Genomic DNA, 14,518 nt, shown 5'->3' with positions numbered 1-14,518 from the left:
ATAACACCAAGTGTGGTGGCGATGGCGAGAAGGATACACCTGTAACCATGCCGAACACAGAAGTTAAGCTTCTTAGCGCCGATTGTAGTGAGGGGTTGCCCCTTGTGAGAGTAGGACGCCGCCACGCTGGTATTATTATTCCGGCATAGCTCAGTTGGTAGTAGCGCATGACTGTTAATCATGATGTCGTAGGTTCGAGTCCTACTGCCGGAGTTCTTGAAACACAACAGATCCTGTTGTGTTTTTTTGTTGTTTTTGAAAGAAATGGTTCTTTGTTAATATGGAAAACGGGATATGCCTCCTTTAGGGGCGTGGAAAAGCTAAGCAATCGATCAATCATCATTGCTTCAGTAAGAAATGGGTATTTAGGTGCTCGGAAACTTTTCCATTTTTTATATCCATAGTGGTTAATGTTTGTACGATTTTTTTTAGCAGAAAGCGCCAGTTCTTTTTCAGTTTTCTGCATGGCTTTACTGTCCTGCTTTACGCAGTTCATTCATTTCACGGATACGCAACTCATTGAAAGCTTGATTCACGTGTTTGCTAATATGAAACCGATCAATCACTACTTTCGCATTTGGCAGAACGCGTTTAGTGAGCTGGAAGTAGGCGGCGTTCCTGTCTGTGACTAAGAATTTTACTTCTTTTGGATTGGTGCAGCCTAAGAAATAGTTTGTTAATCGAGGTAATTTACGCGTAGGTAAGATATCAATTAAGTTACCTGTTTCTCCATCCGCGCAAATAAAGATCATTTTATCTTTTATGGAAGTGTGGGAACGAAATTCATCAACCAATCAACCATCCATACTTTGGGGAGAATCCTCTTAGTGGGCTTTGGTAAATAGCTTTTAAACTCTTTCAATATACGAATAACGACAGTCAAAGATGCCTGACAACTTTTCACATTAAAAGATAAAGAGACTTTTTCAGTCAGTAAAGAAGCAATTTTATATCTACAGGATCCGCAATTGAATGTCTTGGGCGGACAAAATAGCTTTGAGCAGTCCAATGGGGACGACAGTTTTACAGGTATAGCGTTGCTTTTTTAAGCGTATAATCATTGGCATAGGATCGTATTGTTCAAAGCGGACAATGATTTCCTTCTTTCCATTTTTCAACACAATTGCTTTCCCATTTCCATCTACCACAGTAGAACCACAACTTCTACAGGCACGAGGATCAGGTGAGAGAATAGCATGAATGATCAATGTCTTTTCTTTATGAAAAATCTCGTAAGAGAACTCAGTAATCATCAAATTTTTATCTATTAATCTCAGCATTTTTTTGATAGAATCATTCATATAGCATATCGTCCTCTCAGTTGTTTATTTTGTGGTGATTTAATCATACTAGAGAACGATATGCTTTTTTAACATAAATTGTAGAGCCAAAGAAATCAATAAGCTCAAACATCCTGGAGAAATAAAAAAAGACAACGTTGAAGTAACGCTGTCTTACAAAAAGCCACTTGACGGGCTTGAACCGTCGACCTCTTCCTTACCATGGAAGCGCTCTACCAGCTGAGCTAAAGCGGCATTTTTACTACCTAAATAGGATAACTAATTTATGGTCATTTGTCAATAACTTTTCTCTTTGAATAGACAACATTTAAAAGAAATTGAGTTGTTTTTCACAAATATAAAATAACGATGGTTAATTAGTAATTATTTAAAAATTCGAAAAAAAGTATTGCGTTATATGATGAAAATTGATATTATATTTATGTAATTTGATTCCGGCATAGCTCAGTTGGTAGTAGCGCATGACTGTTAATCATGATGTCGTAGGTTCGAGTCCTACTGCCGGAGTAATACAAAAAGTCTAGGAGAGTTCTCTTAGACTTTTTTTGTTTTCCAACGGAAATACGCAAATTGAATCGCATGATTGTTCTGAATTTTCAGAATAGAACGTTGTAATTCAAAGGGTTAAAGAGTAAAATGGAGATATATTTTCAATCGGGAAGGATGATTAAATGAACGCGATTACACCAGATATGACAAAAAAATTTGCCGATCAATTTCAAACGAATAAAAAGCAACAAGCCTTACAAAATGCTGTTGTAAAAAATGGGATCACAGCTTCAGCAGAAAATATTGCTTCACATACAAAAAACACACCGGTATTTTCTGTAGATCTAGCGACTGGGAAAGTCTCAAACCAAAAACAATCTGGCCGTTGCTGGATGTTTGCGGCGTTGAATACATTCCGTCACAAATTGTTGAATCAATTCCACTTGAAAGAATTTGAATTATCCCAAAATTATACTTTCTTTTGGGATAAATACGAGAAAGCAAACTATTTTTATGAAAATATTCTTGCAACTGGTAATGAAGCATTAGACAGTCGTAAAGTCGCTTTTTTACTAGCTGTTCCCCAACAAGATGGTGGACAATGGGATATGATCGTATCATTATTCCAAAAATATGGTGTCGTACCAAAATCAGTGATGCCAGAAAGCGCGAATAGCTCAAATTCTCGTGATTTGAATAACTATTTAAACAAATTATTGCGTAAAGACGCCGTTAAACTACGTCAATTAGTGGCAGAAGGAAAAACAAATGAAGAGATCCAAGTAGAAAAAGAAAAGATGTTAGCTGGGATCTATCAATTTCTAACAACTTCTTTAGGTACTCCACCAACTGAATTTGATTTTGAGTATCGAGACGAAGAAAAAAATTACCATATCGATCAACAATTGACTCCGCAAATGTTTTACGATAAATATATTGGTGTAAATTTGGATGATTATGTAAGTATCATCAATGCACCGACGGCAGACAAGCCTTACGATCGCTCTTATACGGTTGAAATGTTAGGGAATGTTGTGGGAGGAAAAGAAGTCAAATATCTTAATGTCGATATGACAACGTTCAAAAATTTAGCGATTGCTCAATTGGAACAAGGAGAATCTGTGTGGTTTGGGTGTGATGTTGGTCAATCTTCTACAAGAGATAGTGGCATCATGGCAACAGACGTTTATGAGATGGATGAATTATTTGATTTAGATTTTTCTATGACGAAAGCGGAGCGTTTGGATCATGGAGAAAGCTTGATGACTCACGCGATGGTCTTGACTGGTGTCGATTTAGTTGATGGAAAATCAACGAAATGGAAAGTCGAAAACAGCTGGGGAGAAAAAGTCGGAGATAAAGGGTTTTTTGTGATGAGTGACGAGTGGATGGATGAATATACGTATCAAATCGTTGTCCGCAAAGATTTATTGACGGAAGAACAGCTAGCCGCATTTAATGCTGAACCAATTTTATTAGCTCCTTGGGACCCAATGGGGGCATTAGCTTAATTTCAATATCAATCAAAACAGATACAGAGACTTGATAGTTTTCTGTATCTGTTTTTTGTTAATTTCTTGATTTCAGGATTTTATAAATACCTGTGTTATACTTTAAAATGATATAGGAGTTGTTGCGGGCGTGCTTGATCGATGAATCATCGATCTTGTGAAATAGCAAGGAGGAGTGAAAATGGATATCCAAGAAGTGTTAACAGAGATTCGTTTGAGTGGTAAGGTGATACCGATTACTGGGGGAGATGTGAATCAAAACTATCGAATTGAAGAACAGCAAAAATCCTATTTTCTAAAAATCCATCCTCATGTGACCAAACGTTTTTTTGAAGCAGAAGTGGATGGTCTGAAAGAGCTTGCACCACATGTACGAGTACCTGAAACTTATATGTTAGGCGAAACAAATGAAGGTGCCTATCTATTGATGGAATGGATTGAACCAGGGAAAGGTGATCCTCGAGAACTGGCAAAAGACTTAGTAAAAATCCATCGTTCAACTGCACCACAGTTTGGTTTTCGCAAGGACAATTATCTAGGGAGTTTACCACAGCTCAATACATTTGAAGAAGATTGGTGGACCTTCTTTTTCAAAAATCGCTTGGAGGCTCAAATCGACATAGCGGAGAAAAACAATCGATGGAATGAAACACGTGAAAAAGAGTATCAGCGGTTAAAAAAAGAACTACTAAATCGTGGCGATCATCGGAAGATTACGCCTAGCCTCTTGCATGGAGATTTATGGAGTGGTAATGTTTTCTATGACAGGCAAGGAAGACCAGTGTTTATCGATCCAGCAGTTTCTTATGGGAATCGCGAACAAGATATTGCGATGAGTCAGTTGTTCGGTGGCTTTCGTCCTGAATTCCTGGAAGCTTACCAAGAAAGCTGGCCATTGGAAGAGGGCTGGGAGAGTCGTTTACCACTCTATCAACTCTATTACTTGTTGGCGCATCTCAATATGTTTGGAGAGAGTTATGGGACACAGGTTGATCATATATTAATGAAGAAGTAATTGGAGGTTTTCTTTTGGCACAAAAATATACAAAAAAACATGAAGTATCTTATTATGAATGTGATATCAACAAAACAATGACTTTTCCGTCCATGCTGGGTGTGGTCATCAAGACTTCGGAAGAACAAAGTGATCATTTAGGCCGAGGAACAGACTTTGTCAGTAGCTTTGGCTTGACTTGGGTAATCACGAACTATTCGATGAACATCAATCGTTTGCCTCATGTCGGTGAAAAAATCGATGTTACCACACAAGCGATGCAGTATAATAAATTCTTTTGTTATCGTAATTTTTGGATTCATGATGAGGAAGGAAATGAATTAGTTGAAATCGAATCAGTATTTGTTTTGATGGATCTAGTGAACCGTAAGATGAGTAGTGTGAATGAAGAAATCATTGCACCTTTTGAAAGTGAAAAAATCAAGAAAATCAAACGACAAGAAAAAATCGAGCCAATCGAATCGGGCTTGATGTTGCCATATCGTGTGCGATTTTATGATATTGACAGCAATCAACATGTGAACAATGCGATGTACTTCAACTGGATCATTGATGTTTTAGGTTACGATTTTTTGACAACACATACACCTAAACATGTGTTGATCCGTTTTGATAAAGAAGTTGAATATGGCAATGAGATCGAGAGTCATTATGAACAAACGGTATCTGGAACAGAGGTAAAAACGAGACATGAGATCAGAATGCAAGAGCAACTTTATTGTGCAGCAAATATCTTATGGGAGAAAAATGAAGAAACAAAATAAATCGAGTGAGATAAGATTGTAAGGTATTTACTTCGATAAATAAGCGCGAAAAACCGAAAATTGTTCTTCCAATTTTTGGTTTTTCGCGCTTATTTCTGAAGGAGTTTCATTTGGAACTCCGTTTAACAATGATGTGTTTGTAGCTTCTATTGAGTTTTCAATATGATGAGACGTACAAGCTCTGTATTACTCAATTTGATTTCTATTGTGTCATAAATTTGATCAACTGTTCTTCTGACAAGCCACCGTTAATGGCAATCAAAAGTTTTATTCTAGCTTTTTGGCTATTGATACTATTACAAAAAATAACGCCCATACTTGCGAGTTCTTTTCCGCCACCCTCGTAATCATAGACGGGTTCAGCGATTCCGTTGAAACAACGAGAAACCAAGACTACTGGTATTTTTTGGATCAAGAGTTTCTTTAATGCTGTTAATGCCTGCGGAGGCAGGTTCCCAGCGCCTAAAGCTTCAATGACCAGACCGTCGACTTTCGAATGGGCAAGTGCTTCTAATAAATCACCTTGCATACCCGCATAGGCTTTGACGATTGGGATCGTTCCTTTGACTGATGCGATATCTAGTCTTTGCGCTTCAAGTAATTCTTGCATAAACAATATACGATTTTTAGTGATCAAACCGATTGGTCCTAACGTAGGAGTACGAAAAGTAGCAACATTAGTCGTGTGGGTTTTAGTGACATAGCGTGCTGAGTGGATCTCATCGTTCATCACCACCAAAACACCTTTGTCTTTTGCTTCATCACAACTTGCTACCCGGATCGCACTTTCAAAATTATATAGACCATCGCTACCTAACTCATTACTTGAACGCATCGCTCCTGTTAAGACGATCGGTAATTTATCACCAATCGTTGAGTCTAGAAAAAATGCTGTTTCTTCCAACGTATCTGTCCCATGGGTGATCACGACACCTTGGATGTCAGAAAGAACGGCTTGATTGATTCTTTCTTTAAGTTGTAACATATGTTTAGGCATGATGTGCGGGGAAGGAAGATTAAAGATATCTTCCATGATCAAATCAACATTTTCTGGAATCGTTACTTCTGCATCTAATAGTGGGTTAGCCACATCTGGACTTACGCCACCTGTTAAAGAATTTTCTTTCATGGCAATCGTGCCGCCTGTGTGTAAGATAAGAATTTTTTTCATTTTCAGAACTTCCTCACGAATAATTTTGCATAGGGTTTCTAGCTTATTGTATACTATATAAAAGAGTTTTGCTATGAATGAATCAAACGGAACAACTTGGGAACAAAGATAAAATGAATTTAAACGAATGGAAGTGATTCGTCGTGATCAAAATTGGCTTGACTTCATTTAAAGAACATGACAAATTAACAGGAAAAAAAAATAATACTCTTTACGATTATGCGAGTGTCCTTTCATTCGTCGAATTAGATACCGCCTATTATGGTATCCCAAGAAAGTCCTCTGTGGAGAAGTGGGTGAGTGAAGTACCAGCATCTTTTCGCTTCGTGATGAAAGCTTACCAAGGAATCAGTGGTCAAGGCGACTGGCAGAAGTATTATCAATCCGAAGAAGAGATGATTGAACGCTTTTTAGATGTGATGGCACCGATGAGCGAGTCAGGAAAACTCTTTTGTTTTTTAGTTCAATTCCCTGCTTCATTTAAATGCACCAAAGAAAATGTTGCCTATTTAAGAAAACTAAGAAAATGGTTCAATGGCTATTCGGTAGCTATTGAGTTACGTGACTATTCTTGGTACAGCGACCAATTTCTGTCACGCACGAGACAGTTTATGACTCGTGCGATGTTTTCCTTAGCAATCATTGATGAGCCACAATTACTGAATACGACGATTCCTTTCGATCCTTATGTGACAAATACGGATTTTACCCTTTTCCGTTTTCATGGAAGAAATGAGCAAGGTTGGCAAGCAAATGATCAGGATTGGCGAAAAAAAAGAACGTTGTATCGCTATTCTGAAGAAGAATTACAGGAATTAGCAGCAGCCATCAAAAAAGTAGACGGTGTAACAAAACATGTTGGGGTGATCTTCAATAATAACTCTGGTGGAGATGCGGCTGAAAATGCTTTGGCATTACAAAAAATCTTAGGGATCGAACCAGATGAGCTTAACCCAAAACAAATCGATTTGTTTTGAAGATCTGGCTTTTGTAACCACTCTATATAAAAAGTAGCAAGCACGCCTTACCAATAAGAAATGAAACTGTTCAACTAGGAATTTTTACTAAATAATAATCGGAAGAGGTGATGGAACGACATGATCAAAGCAGTTTTTTTTGATATCGATGGCACATTAGTCAACAACCAGGCAAAAGCGTTGGCTTCAACTAAATATGCGATTGATCAACTACAAAAAAAAGGCATATTATGCGGTGTTGCCACTGGGCGCAGCCCTGTAAGAATGAAAGAAGTGATCGATGAACTTGAACTAGACATGTTCGTCGTCTACAATGGTCAATTAGTCTTTGACCGTAATCAAACGATCGTCGACCATCCTTTTGATAAAACAGTATTAGCGGATATCGTTCACTTTTCGGATGCCCATCACCGACAAATCATTTTTGGTGGGCGAGATCAACTAGATGGTTCAACGACAATGATGCTAGGACAATCGATCATCATCAAAAAAATCGTCAATCACTTACCCAAAAAATTCCCTGTACGTCTGTTAAAAAAAATCTTGCAAGTGTTCAGTCCTCATCGACAACGAAAACGATATGAAACATTAGCGATCTTGAACGAGCCAATTTATCAATGTATTTTATTGAGCCAAACATCTGAGCAAGAAAAGCTTGACCAACGATTCCCAGAGTGTTCGTTCCAACGTTCCAATCCTTATACGGTCGATATTATTCCTAAAGGGGGGTCAAAATTGTTAGGAATCCAACAATTTGCGACAAATAAAGGAATTGCATTGTCCGAAATCATGGCGTTTGGCGATCATTACAATGATGTTGAAATGCTAAAAGGAGTTGGAATTGGTGTTGCAATGGGCAATGCGCCAACTGGTGTGAAGCAGCAAGCTGATTTTGTCACGGCTTCGAATGAAGAGGATGGTATTTATAAAGGTTTGAAGCATTTTGGGATAGTTGATTGAATGTGTGTCAGTTAGGAGGACTAGAATCATTATGGAGCCAGAAACACCTTATCAAAAAGTAGAACGATTCCATCGGACGTTCGATCCAAGAATACCAGAGCAACCCACTGCATTTACAAAAAAACATGCCGATGACCGAGCAGGATTCAAAATCGAAGAGTTAGTAGAATTTGTGGCAGCAGCAAGTGACGGTGATGCGAAAAAATTGCATGATTCCGTCCAATACTTGCATGATGCACTTGATCAAGCAGAAAAAAAGATTCTCAAAAAACAGGCATGGGGAGAGGAAAGTCTCGTCGAGCAAGTAGATGCACTGACCGATTTGCTTTATTTTACGTATGGCTCTTTTTCTTTGCTGGGCGTTGATCCTACGAGGATTTTTGATATTGTCCATCAAGCGAATATGGGAAAACTGTTTCCAGATGGAAAACCTCACTACGATCCTGTTACAAACAAAGTATTGAAGCCAGACAATTGGCAAAAGGATTATGCCCCTGAAGAAAGGATCGCAAAGGAAATCAAGGAACAAATGAAGAAGGCAGAGCGAGTAAAATTTGCCGAAGAAAATTCTTCAACGAGTCTTTGATAAGGTCTTCTCATTTTAGTTGGTAGAAAGAGAGCAAAAAAGATTTTTTATGTAGGTAGTGTATGACTGAACATAGTATGTTATAATATAAAATAGATGTCTTTTTGCACGAAAGACGTATTTACAATGTTATGCAAATCAGATTCGTCTGATCATAAACAAATAGAGACAGTAGATGCATATTGAAAACGGAGGAACCTTAAATGGGAAATAATGTTATCATCGGGATCGTCATTGCAATCATTATAGTCGCCATTCTGGCTTTTTTGGTTAGTTACGTAATGAAGAAAAAAAACCAAGATCGATTGGACGTCTTAGAAAAACGCAAGGAAGAATTATTCGACTTGCCTGTGATTGAAGAAGTTGACGATGTCAAAAAAATGCATCTAGTGGGGCAAAGCCAAAATACCTTTCGTGAATGGAGTCAAAAATGGAATGACATCTCTACCTCATCATTTGCCGAGTTAGAAAGTCAGATCTTTGAAGTTGAAAATCTCAACGAGAGCTTTAGATTCTTAAAAGGGAAAAAAGCAGTGGAAGAAGCCGAAGCAACCATGAACCAAATGGAAAAAGAAGTGGCGGAGATTCGTGACGGCTTAAAAGAATTGCGTGAAACAGAAGAACGTAATTCCTTAGCTGTTCAACAAGCTTTAGACGTTTATGAGGAGCTAAAAGCAACGATCCGAGAAGAAGAACAGCAATACGGTCCAGCTTTACCTGAGTTACAAAAGCAAGTGAAAACGATTGAAAATGAGTTTACACAATTTGTTACGTTAAATACTTCAGGTGATCCAGTTGAAGCCCGTGAAGTGCTGGATAAAGCGGAAAAACACACGTATGAAGTGGATGCGTTAATGAAAAAAATCCCGCCATTATTTGAAGATTTGAATACGACTTTCCCGGCGCAAGTGGAAGAGATCCAAGAGACCTATGACCGCTTAATCAAAGAGGAGTATGTTTTTCCAGAAGAAAACCTGTCTGGCGATATCGAAACGATCAATCGTCGAATCGAACGTTCGTTGATCAATATTGAGAAAACGGAAGTTGAAACTGTTGAATTTGAAAATCGTGAAACGGCTAATCTGATTGATGCATTATACGATATTTTAGAACGTGAGATGGAAGCACAAGTATTTGTGACTAAAAATCAAGTAACGATCGAACAATATATCAAACATGCGACGAAAAACAATCGTCAATTGTTGATCGAATTAGATCATACCGCTCAAAGTTATACATTGAACCATAACGAAATCGGGCGTGTACGTGGTTTCCAAACAGAAGTGGAAGAAATCGAACGTCAAAACGAACAAATCAAACCACAGTTACAACAACATGAAGTGCCTTACTCAGAAGTAAGAACGTTCTATAAGAAAGTCTTCAAAGTATTAGAAGATATTGAAAACCAACAGGTTGAAATCAGCGATTCTTTACACGAACTAAGAAAAGGTGAAAAAGAAGCGCAAGAAAAAATCGATACATTCGAATTTAAATTGCGCAGTCTTAAACGGTTTGTTGAAAAACAACGATTACCAGGTTTGCCAAATGATTATCTAGAGTTTTTCTTTGTGGCAACAGAACGTATCGAAGAATTGAGTACTGTGTTGAATAAAATCAGAGTCAACATGGATGAGGTCGAACGTCTGGTAGCATTATGTGAAGAAGATCTAGAGTTACTTGATAAGAAAACCCACGACCTAGTGGATGCAGCAGCATTAACCGAGCAAATGTTGCAATATGCGAACCGTTACCGTCACACACATGAAGAAGTGAAAGAAGCCATTGAAAAGAGTTATTACTTATTCAATAAAGAATATCACTATCAAGAGGCTTTGGATGAGATCGGCACAGCATTAGAGCGTACAGAACCAGGTGCATTCAAACGAATCGAAGATTTTTACTTCAATCATCCTGATTTAGTATAATCCTGCGATCAAAAAAGACAACACAGGCAAGTGCCAAGTGTTGTCTTTTTTTGGAAGTCATTGATGAGTAACTGTTGGGCAGGGAATACATTGATTCGATCGATTTTTTTATAGAGTCCAACTCGGAGAAAACGCCACTTGAAAGCACAAGGGACAACCGTTATAATAGGTAAGAATTTCAAAAAAAGAAGGTTTAAATATGATATATTTCGATAATAGTGCGACAACACCGATCTATCCGCAAAGTTTGGATGCGTATGTCAAAACAAGTCAACGGATCATCGGGAATCCATCAAGTCTACACGATTTAGGCAATCAGGCGAACCGTCTGCTACAACAAGCGAGAAAACAAATCGCTGAACTGATTGCTGTGTCTCCTGAAGAAGTGTATTTCACGTCAGGTGGAACAGAAGGAAATAACTGGGTGCTTAAAGGAACGATGCTTGAAAAACTAGGTTACGGTAACCACATGATCATATCAGGCGTTGAACATCCTGCTGTCAGTGAAACAGCTGAGCAATTAAAAAAACTAGGTATCGAAGTGAGTATTGCTCCTGTCGATAAAAGAGGGATCGTCCGCGTAGCTGAGTTGAAAAAATTAGTGCGTAAAGAAACGATTTTGGTTTCCGTTATGGCAGTAAATAATGAAGTAGGTGCGATTCAACCAATCAAAGAAATCAGTAGTTTTTTAAATGATTTTCCTAAAATCCATTTCCATGTGGATGCGGTACAAGCGATTGGTAAAGTTCCTTTAGAGGAATGGTTGACTGAACGTGTGGATTTTGCCACTTTTTCTGCCCATAAATTTCACGGGCCACGTGGTGTTGGTTTTGTTTATTGGAAAAAAGGCCGACGGTTAGCACCGCTGTTCACTGGAGGCGGACAAGAGAAAAATCAACGGAGTGGAACAGAGAATGTGCCGGGGATCGTCGCGATGGCAAAAGCTCTGCGTTTAGCTCTAGATATCAAAGCACAAAAATCAAACCAAACTGCCTATCTTAAACAAGCATTGATTGAAGCTTTACATACGTATGATAAAGTAACGATTTTTTCTGAAGGTGAAGATTACGCACCACATATTTTGTGTTTTTCATTAAAAGGTATTCGTGGTGAGGTATTGGTCCATGCATTAGAAGAAAAACAAATATTTGTCTCTACGACAAGCGCTTGTTCTTCTAGAAAGCACCTAGCAAGTAGTACGCTGCATGCGATGCAAGTGCCCAATGATTTAGCTACTTCAGCGATTCGTGTCAGCTTAGATGAAAGCAATACGATGGCAGAAGTCGAACAATTCATGATCATCTTTAAACAGTTGTACAAGAAATTTTCAGTCATCAATTAAGAAACAGAGGAGTGTTTTTGTGAAGTACAGTGAAATCATGGTTCGCTATGGTGAACTTTCAACAAAAGGAAAAAATCGTCGAAGTTTTATTATGCAGTTGGCACAAAATGTCAGACAGGCATTGAGCAATTTTCCTGAAATCAAGATCCACGCAGAGCGTGATCGGATGCATCTTTTGTTGAATGGTGTAGACGGAGACTTAGTTATCCCTAAATTAGCGAAGATATTTGGGATCCAAAATTTTTCACCTAGCGTGCGAGTAGAAAAAGAAGTACAAAGTTTAAAACAAGCGGTTCAGGAAATCATGCAAGAAATCTATACAGGAAAAGAAACATTCAAGATCATTGCAAAACGTAGTGATCATAGCTTTGAATTGGACAGCAATGAACTAAACCAAGCATTAGGAAATGCAGTCATCGATGTTTTTCCGGATATCCAAGTACAAATGAGAAAGCCAGATATTGCGTTGCGTGTGGAAATCCGCCGAGATGGTGCTTATCTTTCCTATGAAACGATCAAAGGAGCTGGCGGTCTGCCTGTCGGTACAAGTGGAAAAGGTATGTTGATGCTTTCTGGAGGGATCGATTCTCCAGTTGCCGGTTATTATGCCATGAAACGTGGGGTAGAAATTGAAGCTGTCCACTTTGCTAGTCCACCTTACACGAGTGAACAAGCCTTGCAAAAAGCGAAAGACTTAACAATGAAGCTGACACCCTATGTTGGTAAAATCGAATTTATCGAAGTACCGTTTACAGAAGTGCAAGAAGAGATCAAACGAGTGGTGCCCCAAGGCTACTGGATGACGATCACACGTCGGATGATGCTTCGTTTAACAGATGAGATCCGCCGTATTCGTCATGGACTAGTAATTTTAAATGGTGAATCATTAGGGCAGGTGGCTTCCCAAACACTCCAAAGTATGGTGGCAATCAATGAGGTCACGAATACACCGATCATTCGTCCTGTAGCGACGATGGATAAATTAGAGATTATCGAAGTGGCTGAACAAATCAATACGTTTGATTTGTCCATTCAACCATTTGAAGATTGCTGCACGATTTTTGCACCGCCACAGCCCAAAACTCGTCCACGACTAGAAAAAGTACATCAATACGAAGAACGTTTGGATATCGATGGGATGATCGAACGTGCATTGGCAGGATTAAAGATCGAAACGATCCACACAGAAACAGCAAAAGAACAAGTAAAAGAATTTTCTGATTTACTTTAAAAGAAGGAACTTGTACTTCTTGTACGAGTCGATCATTCGTAATAAAAGATCCAGTCTCAAGAAGTAGACAAGTGAAAGAGGACGAGACAATTGTTGAGCCTCGAGAAATCAGGCGCCATCCACGAAAATTGTATGTCAAATTTTGTGGATGGTGCCTGATTTTTCTTGTTTTTCACGGAGTTAAGCTTCCTCCTATTGCGAGGTTCTTTGTTCCATGCTAAACTAAAATTATGTGAAATGATTAACAAGGAGAAACGATATGCGAGAAAAATCAGAAACGTTACCCAAAGCAACAGCGAAACGGTTGCCTTTATATTTGCGCTATTTAAATATGTTGAATGATTCTGGTGTTCAAAGAATCAAATCAAATGAATTTAGTGAGATCACACAAGTACCTTCTGCCACGATTCGTAGAGATTTTTCTCATTTAGGAGAATTAGGACGAAGCGGCTATGGGTACGATGTTCCGTATTTGATTGAAGTATTTGATCGAATTTTGAACACAGAGGAAGAAAAAAGAATCGCTTTAGTTGGTTTTGGGAATTTAGGAAAAGCATTGAAACACAACAATTTTAGAAGAAATGCAAATTTGAATATTGTTTGTGTATTTGACAATGATCCAGCCATCGTCGGAAAAGAAATCGAAGGTGTGATGGTTTATCCTATGGATCGCTTTAGTGAAATCGTTGAAAAAGAAGGAATCAAAGTGGCGATATCAACTGTGCCAAGTAAGTATTCACAAGCAGCCATCGACGAAATCGTCAAAGGAGGCATTACTGCGATCTTGAACTTTGCGCCAGATCGGGTCAATGTTCCGCCACATGTTCATATGCAATACATCGATCTGACAACTGAGCTACAGACATTGATTTATTTTGATGAAAATTATTCGCAAGTCTTTCCTTCCAAGTAAAAACTAAGTGGGAAGATCATACCCAAGTGGAGTCTTTATATGAATCGAACAGCGATTCATTAAGAGCTTTTATTGACTTTGGCTACTAACCATTGTAAAATGAGTCAAGATGTTGATCAAGAGGAGTAACTAGTCCGACGTTTAGAGAGAGAGAACGAATGGTGGAACGTTCTTAACGAAAGCTAGTGAAGGTAGCTTGGGAGTTTTTGTCTTGAATCGAGTAGAGATGAACGAGTAGTGATCGTTAACTCACTTTGAGAGGTAATAGGCAACTATTACAAATTAGGTGGTACCGCGTAATTTATACGTCCTAAATACGAAAGTATTTAGGAC

Annotated in this window: 11 protein-coding genes, 3 tRNA genes, 1 rRNA gene, 1 pseudogene and 1 other annotated feature; of the genes and pseudogenes, 13 read left to right on the top strand and 3 right to left on the bottom strand. The window is 38.5% G+C overall.

Going from position 1 to position 14,518, the window contains the following annotated elements:
* Positions 1-11: 11 nt before the first annotated feature.
* Positions 12-127, top strand: a 5S ribosomal RNA gene (rrf, locus tag P3R27_RS07950).
* Between the two features lie 12 nt (positions 128-139).
* Positions 140-213: transfer RNA gene (locus P3R27_RS07945), tRNA-Asn, on the top strand.
* A 40-nt stretch (positions 214-253) separates the two neighbouring features.
* On the opposite strand, the pseudogene P3R27_RS07940 reads toward P3R27_RS07945, so the two are convergent.
* A pseudogene (locus tag P3R27_RS07940) lies at positions 254-1,301 on the bottom strand (ISL3 family transposase); the annotation flags it as partial.
* A gap of 161 nt (positions 1,302-1,462) precedes the next feature.
* Positions 1,463-1,535, bottom strand: a tRNA-Thr gene (locus P3R27_RS07935).
* Between the two features lie 199 nt (positions 1,536-1,734).
* Between P3R27_RS07935 and P3R27_RS07930 the strand changes: the two genes are divergently transcribed.
* The 4 genes from P3R27_RS07930 (at position 1,735) to P3R27_RS07915 (ending at position 5,080) form a co-directional block, all read left to right on the top strand.
* Positions 1,735-1,808 (top strand) — tRNA-Asn (locus P3R27_RS07930).
* Positions 1,809-1,972: 164 nt separating this feature from the next.
* On the top strand, positions 1,973-3,301 hold the full coding sequence (locus tag P3R27_RS07925) for a C1 family peptidase (RefSeq protein WP_023519252.1): 1,329 nt from the start codon (positions 1,973-1,975) through the stop codon (positions 3,299-3,301).
* Between the two features lie 181 nt (positions 3,302-3,482).
* Positions 3,483-4,316, top strand: a complete 834-nt coding sequence (locus P3R27_RS07920) for a fructosamine kinase family protein (RefSeq protein WP_034689123.1) — start codon at positions 3,483-3,485, stop codon at positions 4,314-4,316.
* A 14-nt stretch (positions 4,317-4,330) separates the two neighbouring features.
* Complete coding sequence (locus P3R27_RS07915) at positions 4,331-5,080, top strand: acyl-ACP thioesterase domain-containing protein (protein ID WP_010736089.1); 750 nt, start codon at positions 4,331-4,333, stop codon at positions 5,078-5,080.
* Between the two features lie 202 nt (positions 5,081-5,282).
* On the opposite strand, the gene P3R27_RS07910 is transcribed toward P3R27_RS07915, so the two are convergent.
* A complete protein-coding gene (locus tag P3R27_RS07910) occupies positions 5,283-6,251 on the bottom strand; it encodes an asparaginase (RefSeq protein ID WP_010736088.1) in 969 nt (322 codons plus the stop codon).
* Between the two features lie 143 nt (positions 6,252-6,394).
* Between P3R27_RS07910 and P3R27_RS07905 the strand changes: the two genes are divergently transcribed.
* The 7 genes from P3R27_RS07905 to P3R27_RS07875 all read left to right on the top strand — a co-directional run bounded on the left by P3R27_RS07905 (position 6,395) and on the right by P3R27_RS07875 (position 14,185).
* On the top strand, positions 6,395-7,228 hold the full coding sequence (locus P3R27_RS07905; RefSeq protein WP_301357062.1) for a DUF72 domain-containing protein: 834 nt from the start codon (positions 6,395-6,397) through the stop codon (positions 7,226-7,228).
* Positions 7,229-7,348: 120 nt separating this feature from the next.
* Complete coding sequence (locus tag P3R27_RS07900; protein ID WP_034689119.1) at positions 7,349-8,188, top strand: Cof-type HAD-IIB family hydrolase; 840 nt, start codon at positions 7,349-7,351, stop codon at positions 8,186-8,188.
* A gap of 31 nt (positions 8,189-8,219) precedes the next feature.
* On the top strand, positions 8,220-8,774 hold the full coding sequence (locus tag P3R27_RS07895; protein WP_126133963.1) for a pyrophosphohydrolase domain-containing protein: 555 nt from the start codon (positions 8,220-8,222) through the stop codon (positions 8,772-8,774).
* A gap of 203 nt (positions 8,775-8,977) precedes the next feature.
* The gene (locus P3R27_RS07890; protein ID WP_034689117.1) at positions 8,978-10,699 is read left to right on the top strand and encodes a septation ring formation regulator EzrA; all 1,722 of its coding nucleotides are present in this window, start codon (positions 8,978-8,980) and stop codon (positions 10,697-10,699) included.
* A 199-nt stretch (positions 10,700-10,898) separates the two neighbouring features.
* The gene (locus P3R27_RS07885; protein ID WP_301357063.1) at positions 10,899-12,041 is read left to right on the top strand and encodes a cysteine desulfurase family protein; all 1,143 of its coding nucleotides are present in this window, start codon (positions 10,899-10,901) and stop codon (positions 12,039-12,041) included.
* A gap of 19 nt (positions 12,042-12,060) precedes the next feature.
* Positions 12,061-13,272, top strand: coding sequence for a tRNA uracil 4-sulfurtransferase ThiI (gene thiI / locus P3R27_RS07880; RefSeq protein WP_301357064.1), 1,212 nt, complete (start codon positions 12,061-12,063; stop codon positions 13,270-13,272).
* A gap of 259 nt (positions 13,273-13,531) precedes the next feature.
* Complete coding sequence (locus P3R27_RS07875) at positions 13,532-14,185, top strand: redox-sensing transcriptional repressor Rex (RefSeq protein WP_010736081.1); 654 nt, start codon at positions 13,532-13,534, stop codon at positions 14,183-14,185.
* Between the two features lie 103 nt (positions 14,186-14,288).
* Positions 14,289-14,501: a binding site (T-box leader), on the top strand.
* Positions 14,502-14,518: the final 17 nt, after the last annotated feature.

Origin of the sequence: Enterococcus spodopteracolus, from assembly GCF_030441955.1 — a bacterium.
In the GTDB taxonomy this organism is placed as follows: Bacteria; Bacillota; Bacilli; order Lactobacillales; family Enterococcaceae; genus Enterococcus_B; species Enterococcus_B spodopteracolus.
Note: the sequence above shows the minus strand (reverse complement) of the source record. Positions and strands in the feature narration are given on the sequence as shown.

Excerpts from the sequence above, each read along its gene's own strand:
- P3R27_RS07920 (WP_034689123.1), top strand. The coding sequence starts at position 3,483 with ATGGATATCCAAGAAGTGTTAACAGAGATTCGTTTGAGTGGTAAGGTG.
- P3R27_RS07890 (WP_034689117.1), top strand. The coding sequence starts at position 8,978 with ATGGGAAATAATGTTATCATCGGGATCGTCATTGCAATCATTATAGTC.
- P3R27_RS07875 (WP_010736081.1), top strand. The coding sequence starts at position 13,532 with ATGCGAGAAAAATCAGAAACGTTACCCAAAGCAACAGCGAAACGGTTG.
- P3R27_RS07885 (WP_301357063.1), top strand. The coding sequence starts at position 10,899 with ATGATATATTTCGATAATAGTGCGACAACACCGATCTATCCGCAAAGT.
- P3R27_RS07900 (WP_034689119.1), top strand. The coding sequence starts at position 7,349 with ATGATCAAAGCAGTTTTTTTTGATATCGATGGCACATTAGTCAACAAC.
- P3R27_RS07895 (WP_126133963.1), top strand. The coding sequence starts at position 8,220 with ATGGAGCCAGAAACACCTTATCAAAAAGTAGAACGATTCCATCGGACG.
- P3R27_RS07925 (WP_023519252.1), top strand. The coding sequence starts at position 1,973 with ATGAACGCGATTACACCAGATATGACAAAAAAATTTGCCGATCAATTT.
- P3R27_RS07910 (WP_010736088.1), bottom strand. The coding sequence starts at position 6,251 with ATGAAAAAAATTCTTATCTTACACACAGGCGGCACGATTGCCATGAAA.